Below are 15,993 nucleotides of genomic sequence, written 5' to 3' on the forward strand. Positions count from 1 at the left end.
AAGAAAATAAATCATACTAATGCACAATAGAAATAATTACTCTTAATTATAAAGTTCAACTTACAATCACTAAGTATTAGTTGACTCAAAAGTTCATATTTATAATCAAAAAAACTAACATAATTGCTATATAAATTTAATACTAGTTTTTACTCGGTTAGCGTTTAGGGCTACCGCATGAGTGTTTAATTTTTAGCCGAGACACTAAATCCAGCCTTTAATACCGTTTCAAGCATCGATGGATTGATCATGCATCGCTTTTGTTTTCCAACAATGCTTATCTTCGTCGACTCAGCTCGTTACATATTCAAACTCATATGGCTCAAGCATGAGAGATTTTCCGCTCCGGGAGCGTTGTATATTTGATATACATCCTCACTAATACTGACATCAAGCACATCGATTATATCCCCCCACGGCTATCGCAGCTTGTTTGACACTTAGTTCCTTAGAACGGATGTAATAACGGTACTCCAGGTCGATTGGGGGATCCTTTCTCAAGGCTACTGCCTTCAACCATAACGACATTCTGTATGCCCATGTTCAATTGCGGATTTGTCCGTATTGTTGGCTAGCTTGAGAACGAAGGCTTTTACTATCGTTTCGCGTAGCTTTCCCTAGTTACTTTTAACCGCAAGCAGATAGTTACCGCCTTGGTCCGCAATGGCTTTAGCTATTTTTGTTTAACAAGCCATCGCATCAATAGTCACTAACGCCCCTTTGATATAAGCACCTTTATCAACTCAGGAATGGCGGTTATCTAATTGCTTTTTTGTTCTGTTTTAAGTTGACCGAGTACTAATTTTTTGATGAAGTATAGACACTTATCATGTGTATGGTACTGGCTGCTCTACCTTCACAACTGTATGACCCACGAAGAGTTTTTCTATTAATAGCAATCACTTGACCTTCAGCAAGGAGGTGTATCGAAGACATCCAGTGAATAAAATACTAGTCAAACTATTCTGGTTCAATGGTTGATATGGTACGGGCAAACGTGTCATCAGCAGTAATGTCACTCTCGAATAAATTATTGTTTTTAAACCAATCACGATGTCCAAGTATATATTCTCGAATATCAAACCAGCCTTTAGCGCCTGCAATAACAGTACGAAGTGAACCAAACAGCACCCGAAAAATGGAGTATAAGATCATAGCGAGATTTTAACGTCAAATCGTGTGTTAAATTGATTTAAAAACGTTCACAATCTCGCCCTGAGTATTAACATAACTTACTTCATAAGAAAGTTGATATTCAAATAAAGGTTTCTTTATTCCCAAACTCTATCCGGACTTGCCCCGTCATTTTGTGACATAAATAGGCTTGTTATTGCATGAGAGGTAAATCTTTCGGGCAAGCATCTTGGCTGCCGAGTAAAGTCATGCAGACAAATACTCCACCTTGATTACCGATAACATGATAAAAATCATCGATGATGCGCTTATCACGACGGACTAATTCAAGCGGAGGATATCATTACTAATGACACCCGTTGAATTTCATATAAAACCAATGAGTTACATTTTTCAAAATAATAACATTGAACATGTCTTAATTATCCATTGTTATTACTTTCATAATGCCACGCTCAGAATCTTAACAAGATAAAATCTATACTAAGGTGCGCATCTCTAATTGGTTTGGGTATAATAGTCGCCATTAACAGCACTTTTATCAAAGATTAGGAACACCCCATGGCTTGGATCCAATTGCGCATTCACACCCATCGTGACAATGCAGATATGTTAGGCGACTTATTAATGGATCAAGGCTCTGTTTCCATTACCTATGAAGATGGCCAAGACGAACCGATTTTTGAACCCAAATTAGGTGAAACACCACTCTGGCAAGATACGGTAGTTGTTGCGTTATTTGATGCCGGCACCGATTTAGCACCCACAATTGAGTTTTTAGAATCCATGCCATTCTTAGGTGCTGGTTTTAGCCACAAAATTGAACAAGTTGAAGATAAAGACTGGGTACGTGAATGGATGGACAGCTTCCACCCTATTCAATTTGGTCAACGTTTATGGATTTGCCCAAGCTGGCGCCCTATTCCAGATCCACAAGCGGTTAATGTTATTTTAGACCCTGGCTTAGCGTTTGGCACAGGTACACACCCAACCACCGCATTATGCCTTGAGTGGTTAGACAGCTTAGACTTAACAGATAAAGAAGTTATCGATTTTGGTTGTGGCTCAGGTATTCTAGCGATTGCTGCTATCAAATTGGGTGCTAAAAAAGTCACCGGGGTTGATATTGATTACCAAGCCATAGACGCATCAACCGCTAATGCTGAACGTAATGATGTTGCCGACAAATTGTCGCTTTATTTGCCTGAAGATCAGCCAGAAAACTTACAAGCAGATGTGCTTGTTGCCAATATTCTGGCTGGACCGTTAAAAGAATTAGCCCCATTGATTGCTGAAAAAGTGAGAACAGGCGGTAAATTAGCCTTATCAGGCTTATTACGCGAACAAGCTCAGGATGTATCTGACTTTTACAGCCAATGGTTTGATATGGACCCAGCGTGCCATAAAGAAGATTGGACTCGCCTAAACGGAACAAAAAAATAGTTTACTATTTAAGCTAACAGACGCGCTTATAACAAGGTTTATAATCGTTGTGCGCGCGTCTATCTTATCTACCGCTTCGCTGCAACCCTCATCAGTGCTCAAAAATGAAAATAAATTGCTCCAAATCGAAGTTATTACGCAATTAATTGTCTGAGATCAAAAGTCAAGTAAAAAAGTTTTATTTAGGTCATTTATTGACCTTTTCAAGCAGGCTAAAAAGGGCTACTATAGCGCCCCTTTGAAGAGCAAGGTGAAATAAGCAAATGCGAATTGGCCCCTATCAACTGTCTAATCAGCTGATCGTGGCACCAATGGCAGGTGTTACCGATCAAGCCTTCCGCAACCTTTGTTTACGTTATGGCGCAGCCTTAGCAGTATCTGAAATGTTGTCGTCCAATCCTGATGTTTGGGACTCGGATAAAAGCCGCGTGCGCATGGCGCATTCGGGTGAAGAAGGAATACGCTCCGTACAAATTGCAGGTGCAGACCCTGATTTAATGGCTAATGCCGCTCAGTTCAATGTTGAACAAGGCGCACATATCATTGATATCAATATGGGTTGCCCAGCAAAAAAAGTGAATAAAAAGTTAGCAGGTTCTGCATTGATGCAAAACCCCTGCTTAGTAAAAGAGATTTTACAAGCCGTGGTTAGCGCAGTGGATGTTCCAGTAACCCTAAAAATTCGCACGGGTGGGACCCAGATAATCGTAACGGGATCCAAATAGCCCAAATTGCCCAAGATTGTGGCATTGCTTCGTTAGCGGTCCACGGCCGTACTAAGCAATGTATGTATAAAGGCTTTGCTGAATACGACACGATTAAAGCAATAAAACAGAATATATCGATTCCGGTTGTTGCCAATGGCGATATAACCAGTCCCGAAAAAGCCAAATTTGTGCTTGATTACACGGGTGCTGATGCGGTGATGATAGGAAGAGGTGCACAAGGAAGGCCCTGGATTTTTAAAGAAATTCAGCACTACTTGGAAACAGGTTCAAAGTTAGCGCCTATCGAGGCAGAAGAGCAACGCACTGTGATGCTTGAACACCTTGATAAACTTTACAATCTGTATGGCGAGTACAAAGGTGTCCGTTTTGCCAGAAAGCATATCGGATGGTACCTAAACCACGAAGAACAACGTCAATGGCGTGCTGACTTCAACAGGCTTGAAACCGCTGTCCAACAGCATTCCTTTGTGGAATGTTATTTTGAAGAATTAGTGTAAAATTAATTAAAGAGCAGAATAGAATGTTTGATCAGACAACTAACACAGAAGTTCACCAGCTTACCGTAGGCAAAATTGAAACAGCAAACGGCACTATCAAGCCGCAGTTATTACGCGACGCAGTAAAACGCGCCGTAACCAACTTCTTCTCTCAGTTAGACGGTCAGGAAGCTTCAGAAGTGTATGAAATGGTACTAAGTGAAGTTGAAGCACCTTTACTAGACATCATCATGCAACACACTCGTGGCAACCAAACTCGCGCAGCGAACATGTTAGGTATCAATCGTGGTACTTTACGTAAGAAGCTAAAAAAATACGGCATGAACTAAGACTTAACGTCTAAGCGATTGTAATGAAACGGGCTTATCAGTAATGATAAGCCCGTTTTGCTTTTAAGGGACACGCTTAATTACACGCATGATAAAGCCACTATAAAAGCAACGGAGATTGCCCTCTCTCAACGATGAAGTAATAAGTAAAACACCTTGAATTGGTTACACGCCAAGAGCTTTACAATATTGAATATACTCAACAACATTCAAACATCTCTCACCTTGCTCCACTTTACCAACAAAGAAATGTGAAACCTCAAGCCTTTCGGCTAATATCACGCATAGTTAAACCCAGAACACTTCTTTGCTGTTTTAGCCAAACGATCAGTTTAAATTTTGCGGGTTATTGAGGGGCTTAAACATTGTTCCGATATTAGATACAAGTTACGATGTACCCAATTTAGGAACAAACATGAACAAAGAGGATATATGTTTGAGTATTTAACTCTTAAGATTGTTGGCAACTGGCTCCTCTTTTTTTGGCTATCTCCATAACCATTGTAGTTGCACCTAATATTTAAGCTTAAATACTAGCTGCAACTGAAATCAACTGAAATCAACTGAAATCAACTATAGATTCTGTGAATTTAAATGCGATTGCGTATCACATCGCCATAAAAAAACAGGCACCTATTGGCACCTGCTTTTTTTGTCGGTAAAAAAAATTAATTCATGACATTTTCTAATGCTTTAAGGCATAAGGCCACATTTTCAGCTCTAGCACCAAAACCCATTAAACCGATACGCCAGGCTTTACCTGCTAATGCGCCTAATCCTGCGCCTATTTCTAGGTTATATTGCTCTAGCAGCTGCTTGCGCACCGTGCCATCATCAATACCTTGAGGAATATAGACAGTATTAAGCTGAGGGAGTCGGTATGCCTCATCAACAACAAACTTAAGCCCTAGCTTAGTCAGTCCGTCGCGTAAAATGACATGCATATTGTGATGACGCGCCCAGGCATTTTCTAAGCCTTCATTTGCTAATACCCGTAATGACTCATGTAAAGCATATAAGGCATTAACGGGTGCAGTGTGATGATAGCTGCGCTTGCCGCCGGCACTATTGCCCCAGTAACCCATCACTAATGTCTGGTCTAAAAACCAACTCTGTACTAATGTTTTACGGTTTTTAAGCTTTTCAACGGCTTTGTCTGAAAACGATACTGGCGATAAACCGGCACACACGATAGACACTTTTGGCTGCCAGAATAAATAGCATCAATGCCCCATTCATCCACACGTAGCTCTACACCACCTAAAGATGTCACCGCATCAACTATGGTTAAGCAACCATGGAGCTGTGCTAGCGTACATAGGGTTTGCGCATCCGATAATGCCCTGGTTGAAGTTTCTGCATGCACAAAGGCTAAAAACTTTGCGTCTGGATTAGCAACCAATGCTTGTTCAACCGCTTGTGGACAAACAGGTTCTCCCCAAACATTATCAACCACCACAGCCACGCCACCCACACGTTCAACGTTTTGGCGCATACGTTCGCCAAACACCCCATTACGGCACACAATGACTTTTTCACCTGGCTCGACCAAGTTAACAAAACAGGTTTCCATTCCGGCACTGCCAGGTGCAGATACTGCCAGAGTCATTTCATTCTTAGTTTGAAAGGCATATTGGATAAGTTGCTTTAACTCATCCATCATATTGACGAACAGCGGATCAAGATGACCGATAGTCGGCTTAGCTTGTGCAGCTAATACTTCTGGATAAACGTCGGACGGCCCTGGGCCCATCAAAATACGACGTGGAGGGTTAAAAGCAGCAATTTGCGGTACGGGCAACATCAATGTCTCCTTAACTAGGTCTAGCTATTTTATTGAATAGCATTAGTTGAAAAATTTACCCTACATAGAAAATAGTACTCAGCTAACAAGTATGTTCTCGTTTTAGCCGTTAACGTAAACTTATCACATTGGCTTGCAAAAGAAGCCAATGCTGGAAGATTATTTACTGGAATTTAAAAATAACTTATATGCTGGGCTGTGTGTTTCTTCCTGATACACAAATCCAAGCTCGGTTAAAAAGTGGCCAAATGCTACATCATCTTTTGCTGGCACTTCAAAACCCGCTAACACTCGACCAAATGCTGCACCATGGTTACGGTAATGGAATAAACTGATATTCCACTTGCTTTGTAATGTGGTTAAAAACTTCAACAATGCACCGGGATGTTCAGGAAACTCAAAACTGAATAACCGCTCTTCTAATGGCTCTAATGGATGACCACCAACCATATAACGTACATGCAGCTTTGCGGTTTCATCTTGGGATAAGTCTTGAACCTCAAAGCTTTCTGACTCTAACTTGGCAATAATGCTTTTTAGCTCAGTTTGACCGCCACTTAAACGAATACCGGCAAAGACTACCGCCATATCACGGCTACTGAAACGATAGTTAAACTCGGTCATTACCCGTTTATCAAGTAACTCACAAAAACGTAAAAAACTGCCAGGTTTTTCAGGCACTTTTACCGCTAAAACAGCCTCTTTTTGCTCGCCTAACTCACAGCGTTCAGACACATAGCGCAAACTGTGAAAGTTAACATTAGCCCCACTTAAAATAGCCGCCACTTTTAACGGTTTATCTGTGTCACTTTGATATGCAAGTAGGTACTTTTTTAAACCAGCAACTGACAAGGCGCCTGCAGGTTCAGCTATAGCGCGAGTATCTTCAAAAATGTCTTTTACTGCCGCGCAAATTTCATCTGACGTTACCGTAATAACATGATCAACATATTCTTTAGCAATACGAAATGGTTCATCGCCAATACGTTTAACGGCTACGCCATCGGCAAATAAACCCACCTGGCTTAAAGTAACAGGCTCGCCTGCTGCTAATGCCGCTTTTAAACACGCGGCATCTTCTGGCTCAACACCAATAATTTTTACCTGTGGCATTACCGCTTTGTAATACGCCGCAATACCCGCAATTAATCCACCACCGCCAACGGGGACAAATATCACATCAAGCCCACGTTGTTGTTGCACCATTTCTTGAGCAATTGTGCCCTGTCCTGCGATGACTGCTTCATCATCAAATGGAGCGATATACACCCGACCTTCAGATTCTGACAGTGCTTTAGCATATTCATTAGCCTGATCAAAAGCCTGACCGTGCAAAACCACTGTGCCACCTAAACGCTTTACTGCATCGATTTTAATGTCTGGTGTTGTACTAGGCATGACAATCACAGCGTTAATGCCGCGACTTGCGGCCGACATCGCCACGCCTTGGGCATGATTACCCGCTGATGCACAAACCACTCCGCAAGCGCATTCCTCTGCGGTTAACTGTGCAATGCGATTATAAGCACCACGCAATTTAAAGGAGTGCACCGGCTGCATGTCTTCACGCTTTAGAAATACATCGCAACCTAAGCGGGCTGACAACTTTTTCATTCCCGATAACGGCGTAACCTTGGCTATATCATAAACGGATGACAGCAAAATCTTTTGTAAATACTGCTGAGCTAAAGGCATAGGTGCTAACTCCAATTGAGTTGATGATGCCAAGGGCTGCATAATTTACCCCTCTAATTTACTGCGATCGCGCACAGCACCTTGGTCGGCACTGGTGGCTAACAATGCATACGCTTTCAGCGCCAATGACACATAACGTTCACGTCCAATGGGTTTCCAACCTAGTACCCCTTTAGCGTCCATCGCCTGACGACGCGCGGCTAAAGCTTGATCGCTCACATTCAGTTTAATACTGCGATTAGGGATATCAATGGCAATTTGATCGCCATTTTCAATCAAAGCAATAGTGCCACCTGAAGCTGCTTCTGGTGATATATGGCCAATGGATAAACCTGACGTTCCGCCAGAGAAACGTCCATCGGTAATTAACGCACACTTGGTGCCTAATCCACGTGACTTAAGATAGGTGGTTGGGTACAACATTTCCTGCATGCCTGGGCCACCTTTAGGACCTTCATAGCGAATAACCACTACATCACCGGCAACCACTTCACCACCTAAAATACCCGCGACGGCGTCATCTTGGCTTTCATAAATACGGGCACTGCCAACAAAGGTCAAGTTAGAATCATCAACCCCAGCGGTTTTCACAATACAGCCTTTTTCAGCGATGTTACCTGATAATACCGCTAAGCCGCCTTCTTGACTGAAAGCAAATTCACGACTGCGGATACAACCGTTTTCACGGTCATCATCAACACTGTCCCAGCGACAATCTTGACTAAAAGCTTTTTGTGTTGGAATACCGGCAGGTCCTGCACTAAAGAAACGGATGACCTCAGCGTCATTAGTTTGTTTAATATCATATTTAGCTAAAACTGATTTTAAATCGCCACCGTTATCAGCAGCCACGTGTGGCACGTCATTGTGTAATAAGCCTGCCCTGTCTAACTCGCCTAAAATACCCATTACACCACCTGCGCGGTGCACATCTTCCATATGATATTTAGGCGTTGATGGGGCAACTTTACAAAGGTGTGGCACTAAACGTGAAATACGGTCAATATCGGCCATGGTAAAATCAACTTCCGCTTCATGCGCGGCGGCCAATAAATGCAATACTGTGTTAGATGAACCGCCCATAGCGATATCTAAGGTTGTGGCGTTTTCAAAGGCTTTAAATGAAGCAATATTGCGTGGTAAAGCTGTTTCATCATCGTGCCTATAATAGCGCTCAGCCAGTTTCATCACTCGACGACCCGCTTCTAAAAACAGTTCACGACGATCCGCATGCGTTGCCAGCATAGAACCATTACCTGGTAACGATAACCCTAACGCTTCAGTTAGACAGTTCATTGAGTTAGCGGTAAACATACCTGAACATGAACCACAAGTAGGACAAGCACTGCGCTCAATTTGTTTACTGTCTGCATCGCTGACATTAGTGTCAGCACCAGCAACCATAGCGTCAACTAAATCAAGCTTGATGATTTTATCTGATAGCTTAGTTTTACCGGCTTCCATTGGGCCACCAGAAACAAAAACCACTGGGATATTCAATCTTAGTGCGGCCATCAACATGCCAGGGGTAATTTTGTCACAGTTTGAAATACACACTAATGCATCGGCGCAGTGGGCATTAACCATGTATTCAACACTGTCGGCGATTAATTCACGTGATGGCAAGCTATAAAGCATGCCGCCATGACCCATGGCAATACCATCATCCACGGCTATGGTGTTAAATTCTTTGGCGATACCGCCCGCTTCTTCAATAGCACTAGCAACAAGCGAACCCATGTCTTTTAAATGCACATGACCCGCACAAATTGGGTAAATGAGTTAGAAATGGCAATAATTGGCTTACCAAAATCCGTTTCTTTTACGCCTGTCGCACGCCAAAGTGCGCGAGCTCCAGCCATGTTACGACCTTCGGTACTGGTTGCTGAACGTAGTTTTGGCATTGCTTTATTCCTTGTTTAATTCTTTACTGCATAAAATCGATTAATCTTTGCTGATGAAAGCTAAAAATATTAAGCGTTTACTGTTTTATCTAATGGGGCGGCAACGGGTAACACTTTACACTGTGTTACATCAATCAGCTTGTCTAATTGGTTGCTTAATAATTCAATTGCACGCTCGGCTTCAACCCATAAATTAATCGCTAGGTTGTTGTCATCCTTAGTGTGCATTTTCATTTCAGTCACTTTAAAGCCACGGTGACGGGTCACGCGTAATACACGCTCGAGTACTTCTGGACATTGCTTTACGGTTATTTCAAGATTATGTTGCATCATGTTTGCTTCTCCATTTGATCCATCATGTCACTGTTACTGGCCCCTGGAGGCACTAATGGCCAAACGTTGAAAGCATCATCAATCGACACATGCAACATAAATGGACCTGGGTATTAATCATTTCATCTAAAGCTTGTTCGACTTGGTCTGCGCGGGTAATCGTCCGCCCTGGGATATCAAATGCCGATGCCATTAACACAAAGTTTGGGTTGTCTGATAAATCGGTTTCGCTGTAACGTTCTTCAAAAAAGAGTTGTTGCCACTGCTTCACCATACCTAATTTTTGGTTATCAACCAGTAAAATTTTAACCGGCAATTTACGGCGTTTGATGGTGGTTAACTCTTGCACGTTCATCATAAACGAACCATCGCCAGATACTGTGACCACAGTGGCATTAGGTCTAGCAACTTGTGCACCAATGGCGGCTGGAAGGCCAAATCCCATAGTGCCAAGGCCAGCACTAGACAAGTGATCTTCAGGACGTCTAAACCACATATGTTGCGCCACCCACATTTGGTGCTGACCGACATCACAACAAACCACACTATCTTCCGGTAACTTATTAGCTAAGCGGCGTAACATAGAAGGGGCAAAAATCAGTTCACCTGGGTGGTTATAGTTCCATTTATATTGACGTGACATGTCGGCAATATCTTGTAACCACGGTTGAATATGCACCGCATCAACGACCGCTTCAGCTAAAGCTGGCAATACAACACGCAGTTCAGCCGCTATGGCCACATCGGGTTGGCGTAGCTTACCCAGCTCGGCGGCATCGATATCTAAATGGAGCACTTTGGCATTACTGGCAAAACTGGCTAACCTGCCGGTGACACGGTCATCAAAACGTGCGCCGACTACAATTAATAAATCACATTCTTGTACGGCTAAATTAGCTGCTTTACCGCCGTGCATGCCTAACATACCCAGATAACCTGGGGCATCATGGGCAATACTGCCAAGCCCTTTTAAGGTGGCTACTGACGGTATTTTGGTTTGAGCAATAAACTGACGTAAATGGGCGACGGCACCAGCCATACCGACTCCACCGCCAACATACAACATAGGTTTTTTGGCTGTTTTGATTAATTCAGCGGCGGAATCAAGATCAGCTTGTTTGGCTTGTAACTCAACTTCAATAGATTGCAGAGGGGTTTTGTATTCAAGTTCAGCTATTTGGATATCTTTGGGAATATCGACTAACACTGGTCCTGGTCGTCCAGAAGCTGCAATTTCAAAGGCACGGTACAAAGTAGGAATCAGCTCGTTGATGTCTGTAACCATAAAACTGTGTTTGGTACAGGACAGTGACATCCCCAGCACATCTATTTCTTGGAAGGCGTCGGTCCCAATGACACTAGTGGATACTTGGCCAGTAATCGCCACTAGCGGCACAGAATCAAGTAATGCATCAGCAAGCGAGGTGATTAAATTTGTGGCACCAGGTCCTGATGTGGCAAAACAGACACCCGTTTTACCACTGGCTCTGGCGTACCCAACTGCCGCAAAGGCTGCGCCTTGTTCGTGTCGACTTAACAAATGCTCAACAGGGCTGCCATAAAGGGCATCATAAATCGGCATAATAGCCCCACCAGGGTAACCAAACACTGTGGTGACGCCATGTGCGGCTAGCACTTTGATTACGGCGTCTGCGCCTCTCATTTTTTGCCCTACTTCCATAATGTGCTCTCTACTTATTAATGCGATTTGATTTACGCTACTTGATGACAATGTGTATGTTCAGTGAATGTTCAAACGCCTTAAAACAAAAACCCCTGGTCCTTTCGGAGCGGGGGTTTTTGGAATTTTGTGACCTCTAGGTCAGTCTTTTTGCCAAATGCAGCCCCCGCTGTGATTTAATAATCACTACGGTAATAATCGAAATAATGAGTAGGGCTACTTGGTTAAACATATAAAGACTGAGTTCCTAATGTGAGTGTTGAATATCAACTGAGTGATAAGTGATACCATACAAACTTCATCCAACACAAGTAAAAATCGGTATTGTAAAAAAAATTCAGCTTCCCTGCCGAGACAATGCAAACAACAAACTAAAAATTTGGCAGTAACCCAATTTAGATCACTCAAATAAAAATTTGCTAGGGTGGCAACCTTTGTCACTCACTCTAATGATGCCTGTCCGACAACTCATGATTAATTCAATAACCTAAACTGAACAGGTACTTCATCAGTACTTTTTACAAACCTAAATCTATAACCAAGCCATAAATTTAACAAATTAGCGGCTAAGTTATTCAGCCGCTAATGGTTAGCTGGCCTCAACAATACTTTTCATCTCAGTCATATAGCCACGAAGCTCTGCACCTACAAACTCAACGTCGGTATTGCGAATGGCATCATTGACTTCAATTAAGCGAAGGTTATCTACACCTGTAGAAGTTGACTTTAAACCGCTACCTAGAAACTCTGGTGACATGGCATTAACGTAGTCACGTAGTAACGGCACTGCGGCATGGTTAAATAAGTAACAACCATATTCAGCGGTATCTGAAATAACAACGTTCATTTCATACAAACGCTTACGTGCAATCGTGTTGGCAATTAGCGGTGTTTCATGTAACGACTCGTAATAAGCTGACTCTTCAACAATACCCGAAGCAACCATGGTATCGAATGCTAATTCTACACCTGCTTTGATCATGGCAACTAAGAAGATGCCTTTATCAAAATAAGTTTGCTCATCAATGTGCTCACTTGAAACCGGTGAATTTTCAAATGCGGTTTCGTTGGTTTCAGCGCGCCATTTTAGTAAATTAGCATCATCATTCGCCCAGTCTTCCATCATAGTGCGAGAGAATTCACCGCTGATAATGTCGTCCATATGCTTAGCAAATAATGGTGCAAGAATTTCTTTTAATTCTTCAGCCATATCAAACGCTTTGATTTTAGCTGGGTTAGATAAACGGTCCATCATGTTAGTGATGCCGCCATGCTTAAGCGCTTCGGTAACGGTTTCCCAACCTTGTTGGATAAGTTTACCGGCATAGCCTGGCTCAACACCGTCAGCAACCATTTTCTCGTAACCTAAAATGGCACCCGTTTGTAACATGCCACATAAAATGGTTTGCTCACCCATTAAGTCTGACTTAACTTCAGCAATAAATGATGACAGTAATACACCAGCACGATCGCCACCAGTTGCACTAGCATAGGCTTTAGCAATGTCTAAGCCATCACCATTTGGGTCATTTTCTGGGTGAACAGCTATCAATGTTGGTACACCAAAACCACGCTTATATTCTTCACGCACTTCAGTACCCGGACATTTAGGCGCAACCATGACCACGGTAATGTCTGAACGCACTTGCATGCCTTCTTCAACGATATTAAAACCGTGAGAGTAAGATAATGTTGCACCTTGCTTCATTAATGGCATAACCGTATTAACAACATCAGTGTGCTGTTTGTCAGGCGTAAGGTTTAACACTAAATCAGCAGCAGGTATAAGCTCTTCAAAGGTACCTACGGTAAAACCGTTGTCGGTGGCTTTTTGCCAAGATGCACGTTTTTCTGCAATGGCTTGTGGACGTAAGGCGAAAGAAATATTCAAGCCAGAGTCACGCATGTTTAAGCCTTGGTTAAGACCCTGAGCGCCACAACCTAAAATAACAATGTTCCAATCTTTAATATAATTGCAGCCGTCTACGAATTCACTGCGGTCCATGAAACGACATTGTGCTAGTTGAGATAATTGTTGACGTAAATTCAGAGAGTTAAAATAGTTAGCCATCTGATACCACCTATAAAATTCAGAAATTTGAGACGCAACATTCGGATAGATAAAATCATCGGAAGTTGTGATTGAACTCACTATAGCGCAAGCATATGATTGCTTAAAATGATATATTTGGCATTTGTAGTTGCATTAAATGAAATGATATAGTTTGCTATATCAAACAGCGCACACTTAACCTGATTTTCTGAGGTGTTATGGATATTCGTTCACTCAAGCTTTACTTACATTTATGCGATAGTTTGCATTTTGCCAAAACCGCAGAGCAAACCCATGTTAGTCCATCAACATTAAGTCGTGCGATGCAAAGACTTGAAGAAGAAGTGGGTTGTAAATTGCTGGAGCGAGATAACCGCAGTGTCAGCCTCACCCATGCTGGGGTTGAGTTTAAACATTTTGCCGAACAAACCTTATCTGAATGGACCCAGCTAAAACAGCGTATTGACCCACAACAAAATGTGTTACGAGGGCGATTAAATATTTTTTGCTCGGTTACCGCAGCATATAGCCACTTACCTTCATTATTAGACAGATTTAGACGCGAGCATCCCCATGTCGAAATAAACTTAACCACTGGTGACCCAGCAAATGCCATTAACGAAGTACAACAAAATAAAGCCGATATTGCCATTCTAGCCATGCCAGACAGCCTTGCCCCCAGCATTCACTTTAGCAAAATTGATTATGTGCCTTTATCTATTATCGCGCCCACAATGCCCTGCCAGGTTCAGCAAATGGTGGCACAAGCCAATATTGAATGGGATAAGTTGCCGTTTATTGTGCCTGATCATGGCCCAGGACGTCGTCGTGCTGATAACTGGTTTAAGCAAATGGGTTTCAAGCCGAATATCTACGCTCAAGTTGCTGGGCAAGAAGCGATTGCCTCAATGGTCGCGCTTGGCTGTGGCGTGGGTATTAGCCCTGATGTGGTAATTCAAAATAGTCCCGTGCGGGGACGGATTCAAATGGTGACTTCACCGGTGGAAATTCCAGGGTTTGAGTTAGGCTGTTGTTGCAAAGAAAAACGCACTGACGATCCGATCATCAATGCGTTTTTACAGGTTATTTAAGGCTGGTCTATTTTAGTCACGAGTAACTGGTCGACTTTGTATGAATCAATGTCGACCACTTCAAATTTATAACCACCATAATTAACAAAATCTGTTCGTTTAGGGATTTTACGTAACATATACATAATAAAGCCCGCGATGGTTTCATAGTTCTGACTGTGGGGAAATGATTCAATATTAAATGCCCGCATCACATCAGTGATTGGTGTCACGCCATCAACTAACCATGAACTGTCATCACGGCTAACAATTTGCTCTTCGCTTTCATGTAACGACCAAGCGCCCATCACTGCACTTTGTAAATCATTGGTGGTCACAATGCCAACCACCAAGGCATATTCATTCATCACGACCGCAAATCCGGTGCGATTATTTTTAAAATACTCCATCGATTCTGACAACGTTAGCGTATCAGGAATAATCAGACAGCTATGGACCAAGGAGCTGTCTTTTAAATTAATGCTTTGGCCGTTAATTACCCTAAGCAAAATTTCTTTGGCATCGACATAACCTAAAATAGTGTCTAACTGACCATTACACACCAAAAACTTACTATGAGGTTCATCCGCAATTTTACGTTTGATGGTATCTTCAGAATCTTGCTGTAAAAAAAACACTAAACTTTCACGGGCAGTCATGGCTGAAGTAACGGGGACGGACTGCATTTCAAATACATTCTCCATCATTTGCTGCTCGCCTTTGTCTAACACTCCCGCTTCAGTGCCAGCACTCATTATCGCGTAGATATCATCGTGAGTAATTTGGTCATTCCGGATCATAGGAATTTGTAATAATTTGAACAAGCCATTCGCTAAACCATTAAACAGCCAAACAAAGGGTTTTAACAAGGTAATACACACCATCATAGGCGCGACTAAAGTCACCGCCACTTTTTCAGGCATTACCATCGCAATACGTTTTGGCATTAAATCAGCAAAAAGAATAAATAATGAGGTCACGCAGATAAATGACAATATAAAACTGCTTTGACTAACCCAATCAGGATCGACCCATGACGATAATAAACCTTCAAAATATGGCCTAAATGCACCTTCACCGACAATACCGCCCATAATGGCTACGGCATTAAGGCCTATTTGAACAACCGTAAAAAAACTGCCCGGATGCGCTTGCAAACTCAGTACTTTGTACGCGCGAGTATCGCCTTCTTCACCAAGGGCTTGTAAGCGAATTTTGCGTGCGGCGGCTAAGGCAATTTCAGACATAGAAAAGAAACAGCTAATAGCAATTAAGCCCATCATGATTAAAAAATTGTCAACAAAACTCATTACTACCTCTGC

8 protein-coding genes and 5 pseudogenes are annotated in these 15,993 nt (G+C 42.4%); 4 read left to right on the top strand and 9 right to left on the bottom strand.

Annotated features, from left to right (window positions below):
- Nucleotides 1–185: 185 nt before the first annotated feature.
- Together L0B17_RS00140 and frdB are read right to left on the bottom strand one after the other, a co-directional pair.
- A pseudogene (locus L0B17_RS00140) lies at nt 186–1,155 on the bottom strand (ISAs1 family transposase).
- A 172-nt stretch (nt 1,156–1,327) separates the two neighbouring features.
- Nucleotides 1,328–1,462 (bottom strand): annotated as a pseudogene (gene frdB, locus L0B17_RS00145) (fumarate reductase iron-sulfur subunit); the annotation flags it as partial.
- 233 nt (nt 1,463–1,695) lie between these two features.
- On the opposite strand from frdB, the gene prmA reads away from it, so the two are divergent.
- The 3 genes and pseudogenes from prmA (at nt 1,696) to fis (ending at nt 4,131) form a co-directional block, all read left to right on the top strand.
- A complete protein-coding gene (gene prmA, locus L0B17_RS00150) occupies nt 1,696–2,577 on the top strand; it encodes a 50S ribosomal protein L11 methyltransferase (RefSeq protein WP_235086750.1) in 882 nt (293 codons plus the stop codon).
- A gap of 263 nt (nt 2,578–2,840) precedes the next feature.
- Nucleotides 2,841–3,802 (top strand): annotated as a pseudogene (dusB, locus tag L0B17_RS00155) (tRNA dihydrouridine synthase DusB).
- A gap of 23 nt (nt 3,803–3,825) precedes the next feature.
- Complete coding sequence (gene fis, locus L0B17_RS00160; protein WP_011494902.1) at nt 3,826–4,131, top strand: DNA-binding transcriptional regulator Fis; 306 nt, start codon at nt 3,826–3,828, stop codon at nt 4,129–4,131.
- A gap of 668 nt (nt 4,132–4,799) precedes the next feature.
- Here fis and L0B17_RS00165 read toward each other — a convergent pair.
- The 6 genes and pseudogenes from L0B17_RS00165 to ilvC form a co-directional block, all read right to left on the bottom strand.
- A pseudogene (locus tag L0B17_RS00165) lies at nt 4,800–5,935 on the bottom strand (pyridoxal-phosphate-dependent aminotransferase family protein).
- A 159-nt stretch (nt 5,936–6,094) separates the two neighbouring features.
- Nucleotides 6,095–7,672: a threonine ammonia-lyase, biosynthetic gene (gene ilvA, locus L0B17_RS00170; protein ID WP_235086751.1), complete on the bottom strand. Its 1,578-nt coding sequence runs from the start codon at nt 7,670–7,672 to the stop codon at nt 6,095–6,097.
- Nucleotides 7,673–7,675: 3 nt separating this feature from the next.
- Nucleotides 7,676–9,534: pseudogene (gene ilvD, locus L0B17_RS00175) on the bottom strand (dihydroxy-acid dehydratase).
- A 69-nt stretch (nt 9,535–9,603) separates the two neighbouring features.
- Nucleotides 9,604–9,864, bottom strand: coding sequence for an acetolactate synthase 2 small subunit (gene ilvM / locus L0B17_RS00180; RefSeq protein WP_235089942.1), 261 nt, complete (start codon nt 9,862–9,864; stop codon nt 9,604–9,606).
- A 55-nt stretch (nt 9,865–9,919) separates the two neighbouring features.
- The gene (gene ilvG / locus L0B17_RS00185; protein ID WP_443019911.1) at nt 9,920–11,548 is read right to left on the bottom strand and encodes an acetolactate synthase 2 catalytic subunit; all 1,629 of its coding nucleotides are present in this window, start codon (nt 11,546–11,548) and stop codon (nt 9,920–9,922) included.
- Nucleotides 11,549–12,137: 589 nt separating this feature from the next.
- Nucleotides 12,138–13,619: a ketol-acid reductoisomerase gene (gene ilvC, locus L0B17_RS00190; protein WP_235086753.1), complete on the bottom strand. Its 1,482-nt coding sequence runs from the start codon at nt 13,617–13,619 to the stop codon at nt 12,138–12,140.
- A 200-nt stretch (nt 13,620–13,819) separates the two neighbouring features.
- On the opposite strand from ilvC, the gene ilvY reads away from it, so the two are divergent.
- Nucleotides 13,820–14,692 (top strand): HTH-type transcriptional activator IlvY, encoded by an 873-nt coding sequence (gene ilvY / locus L0B17_RS00195; RefSeq protein ID WP_235086755.1) that lies wholly within the window; start codon nt 13,820–13,822, stop codon nt 14,690–14,692.
- Here the strand turns inward: ilvY and L0B17_RS00200 are convergent.
- Nucleotides 14,689–15,981: a hemolysin family protein gene (locus L0B17_RS00200; protein WP_235086757.1), complete on the bottom strand. Its 1,293-nt coding sequence runs from the start codon at nt 15,979–15,981 to the stop codon at nt 14,689–14,691. The two genes, ilvY and L0B17_RS00200, sit on opposite strands and share 4 nt — an antisense overlap.
- Nucleotides 15,982–15,993: the final 12 nt, after the last annotated feature.

Origin of the sequence: Shewanella sp. OMA3-2, from assembly GCF_021513195.1 — a bacterium.
Lineage (GTDB): Bacteria > Pseudomonadota > Gammaproteobacteria > Enterobacterales > Shewanellaceae > Shewanella.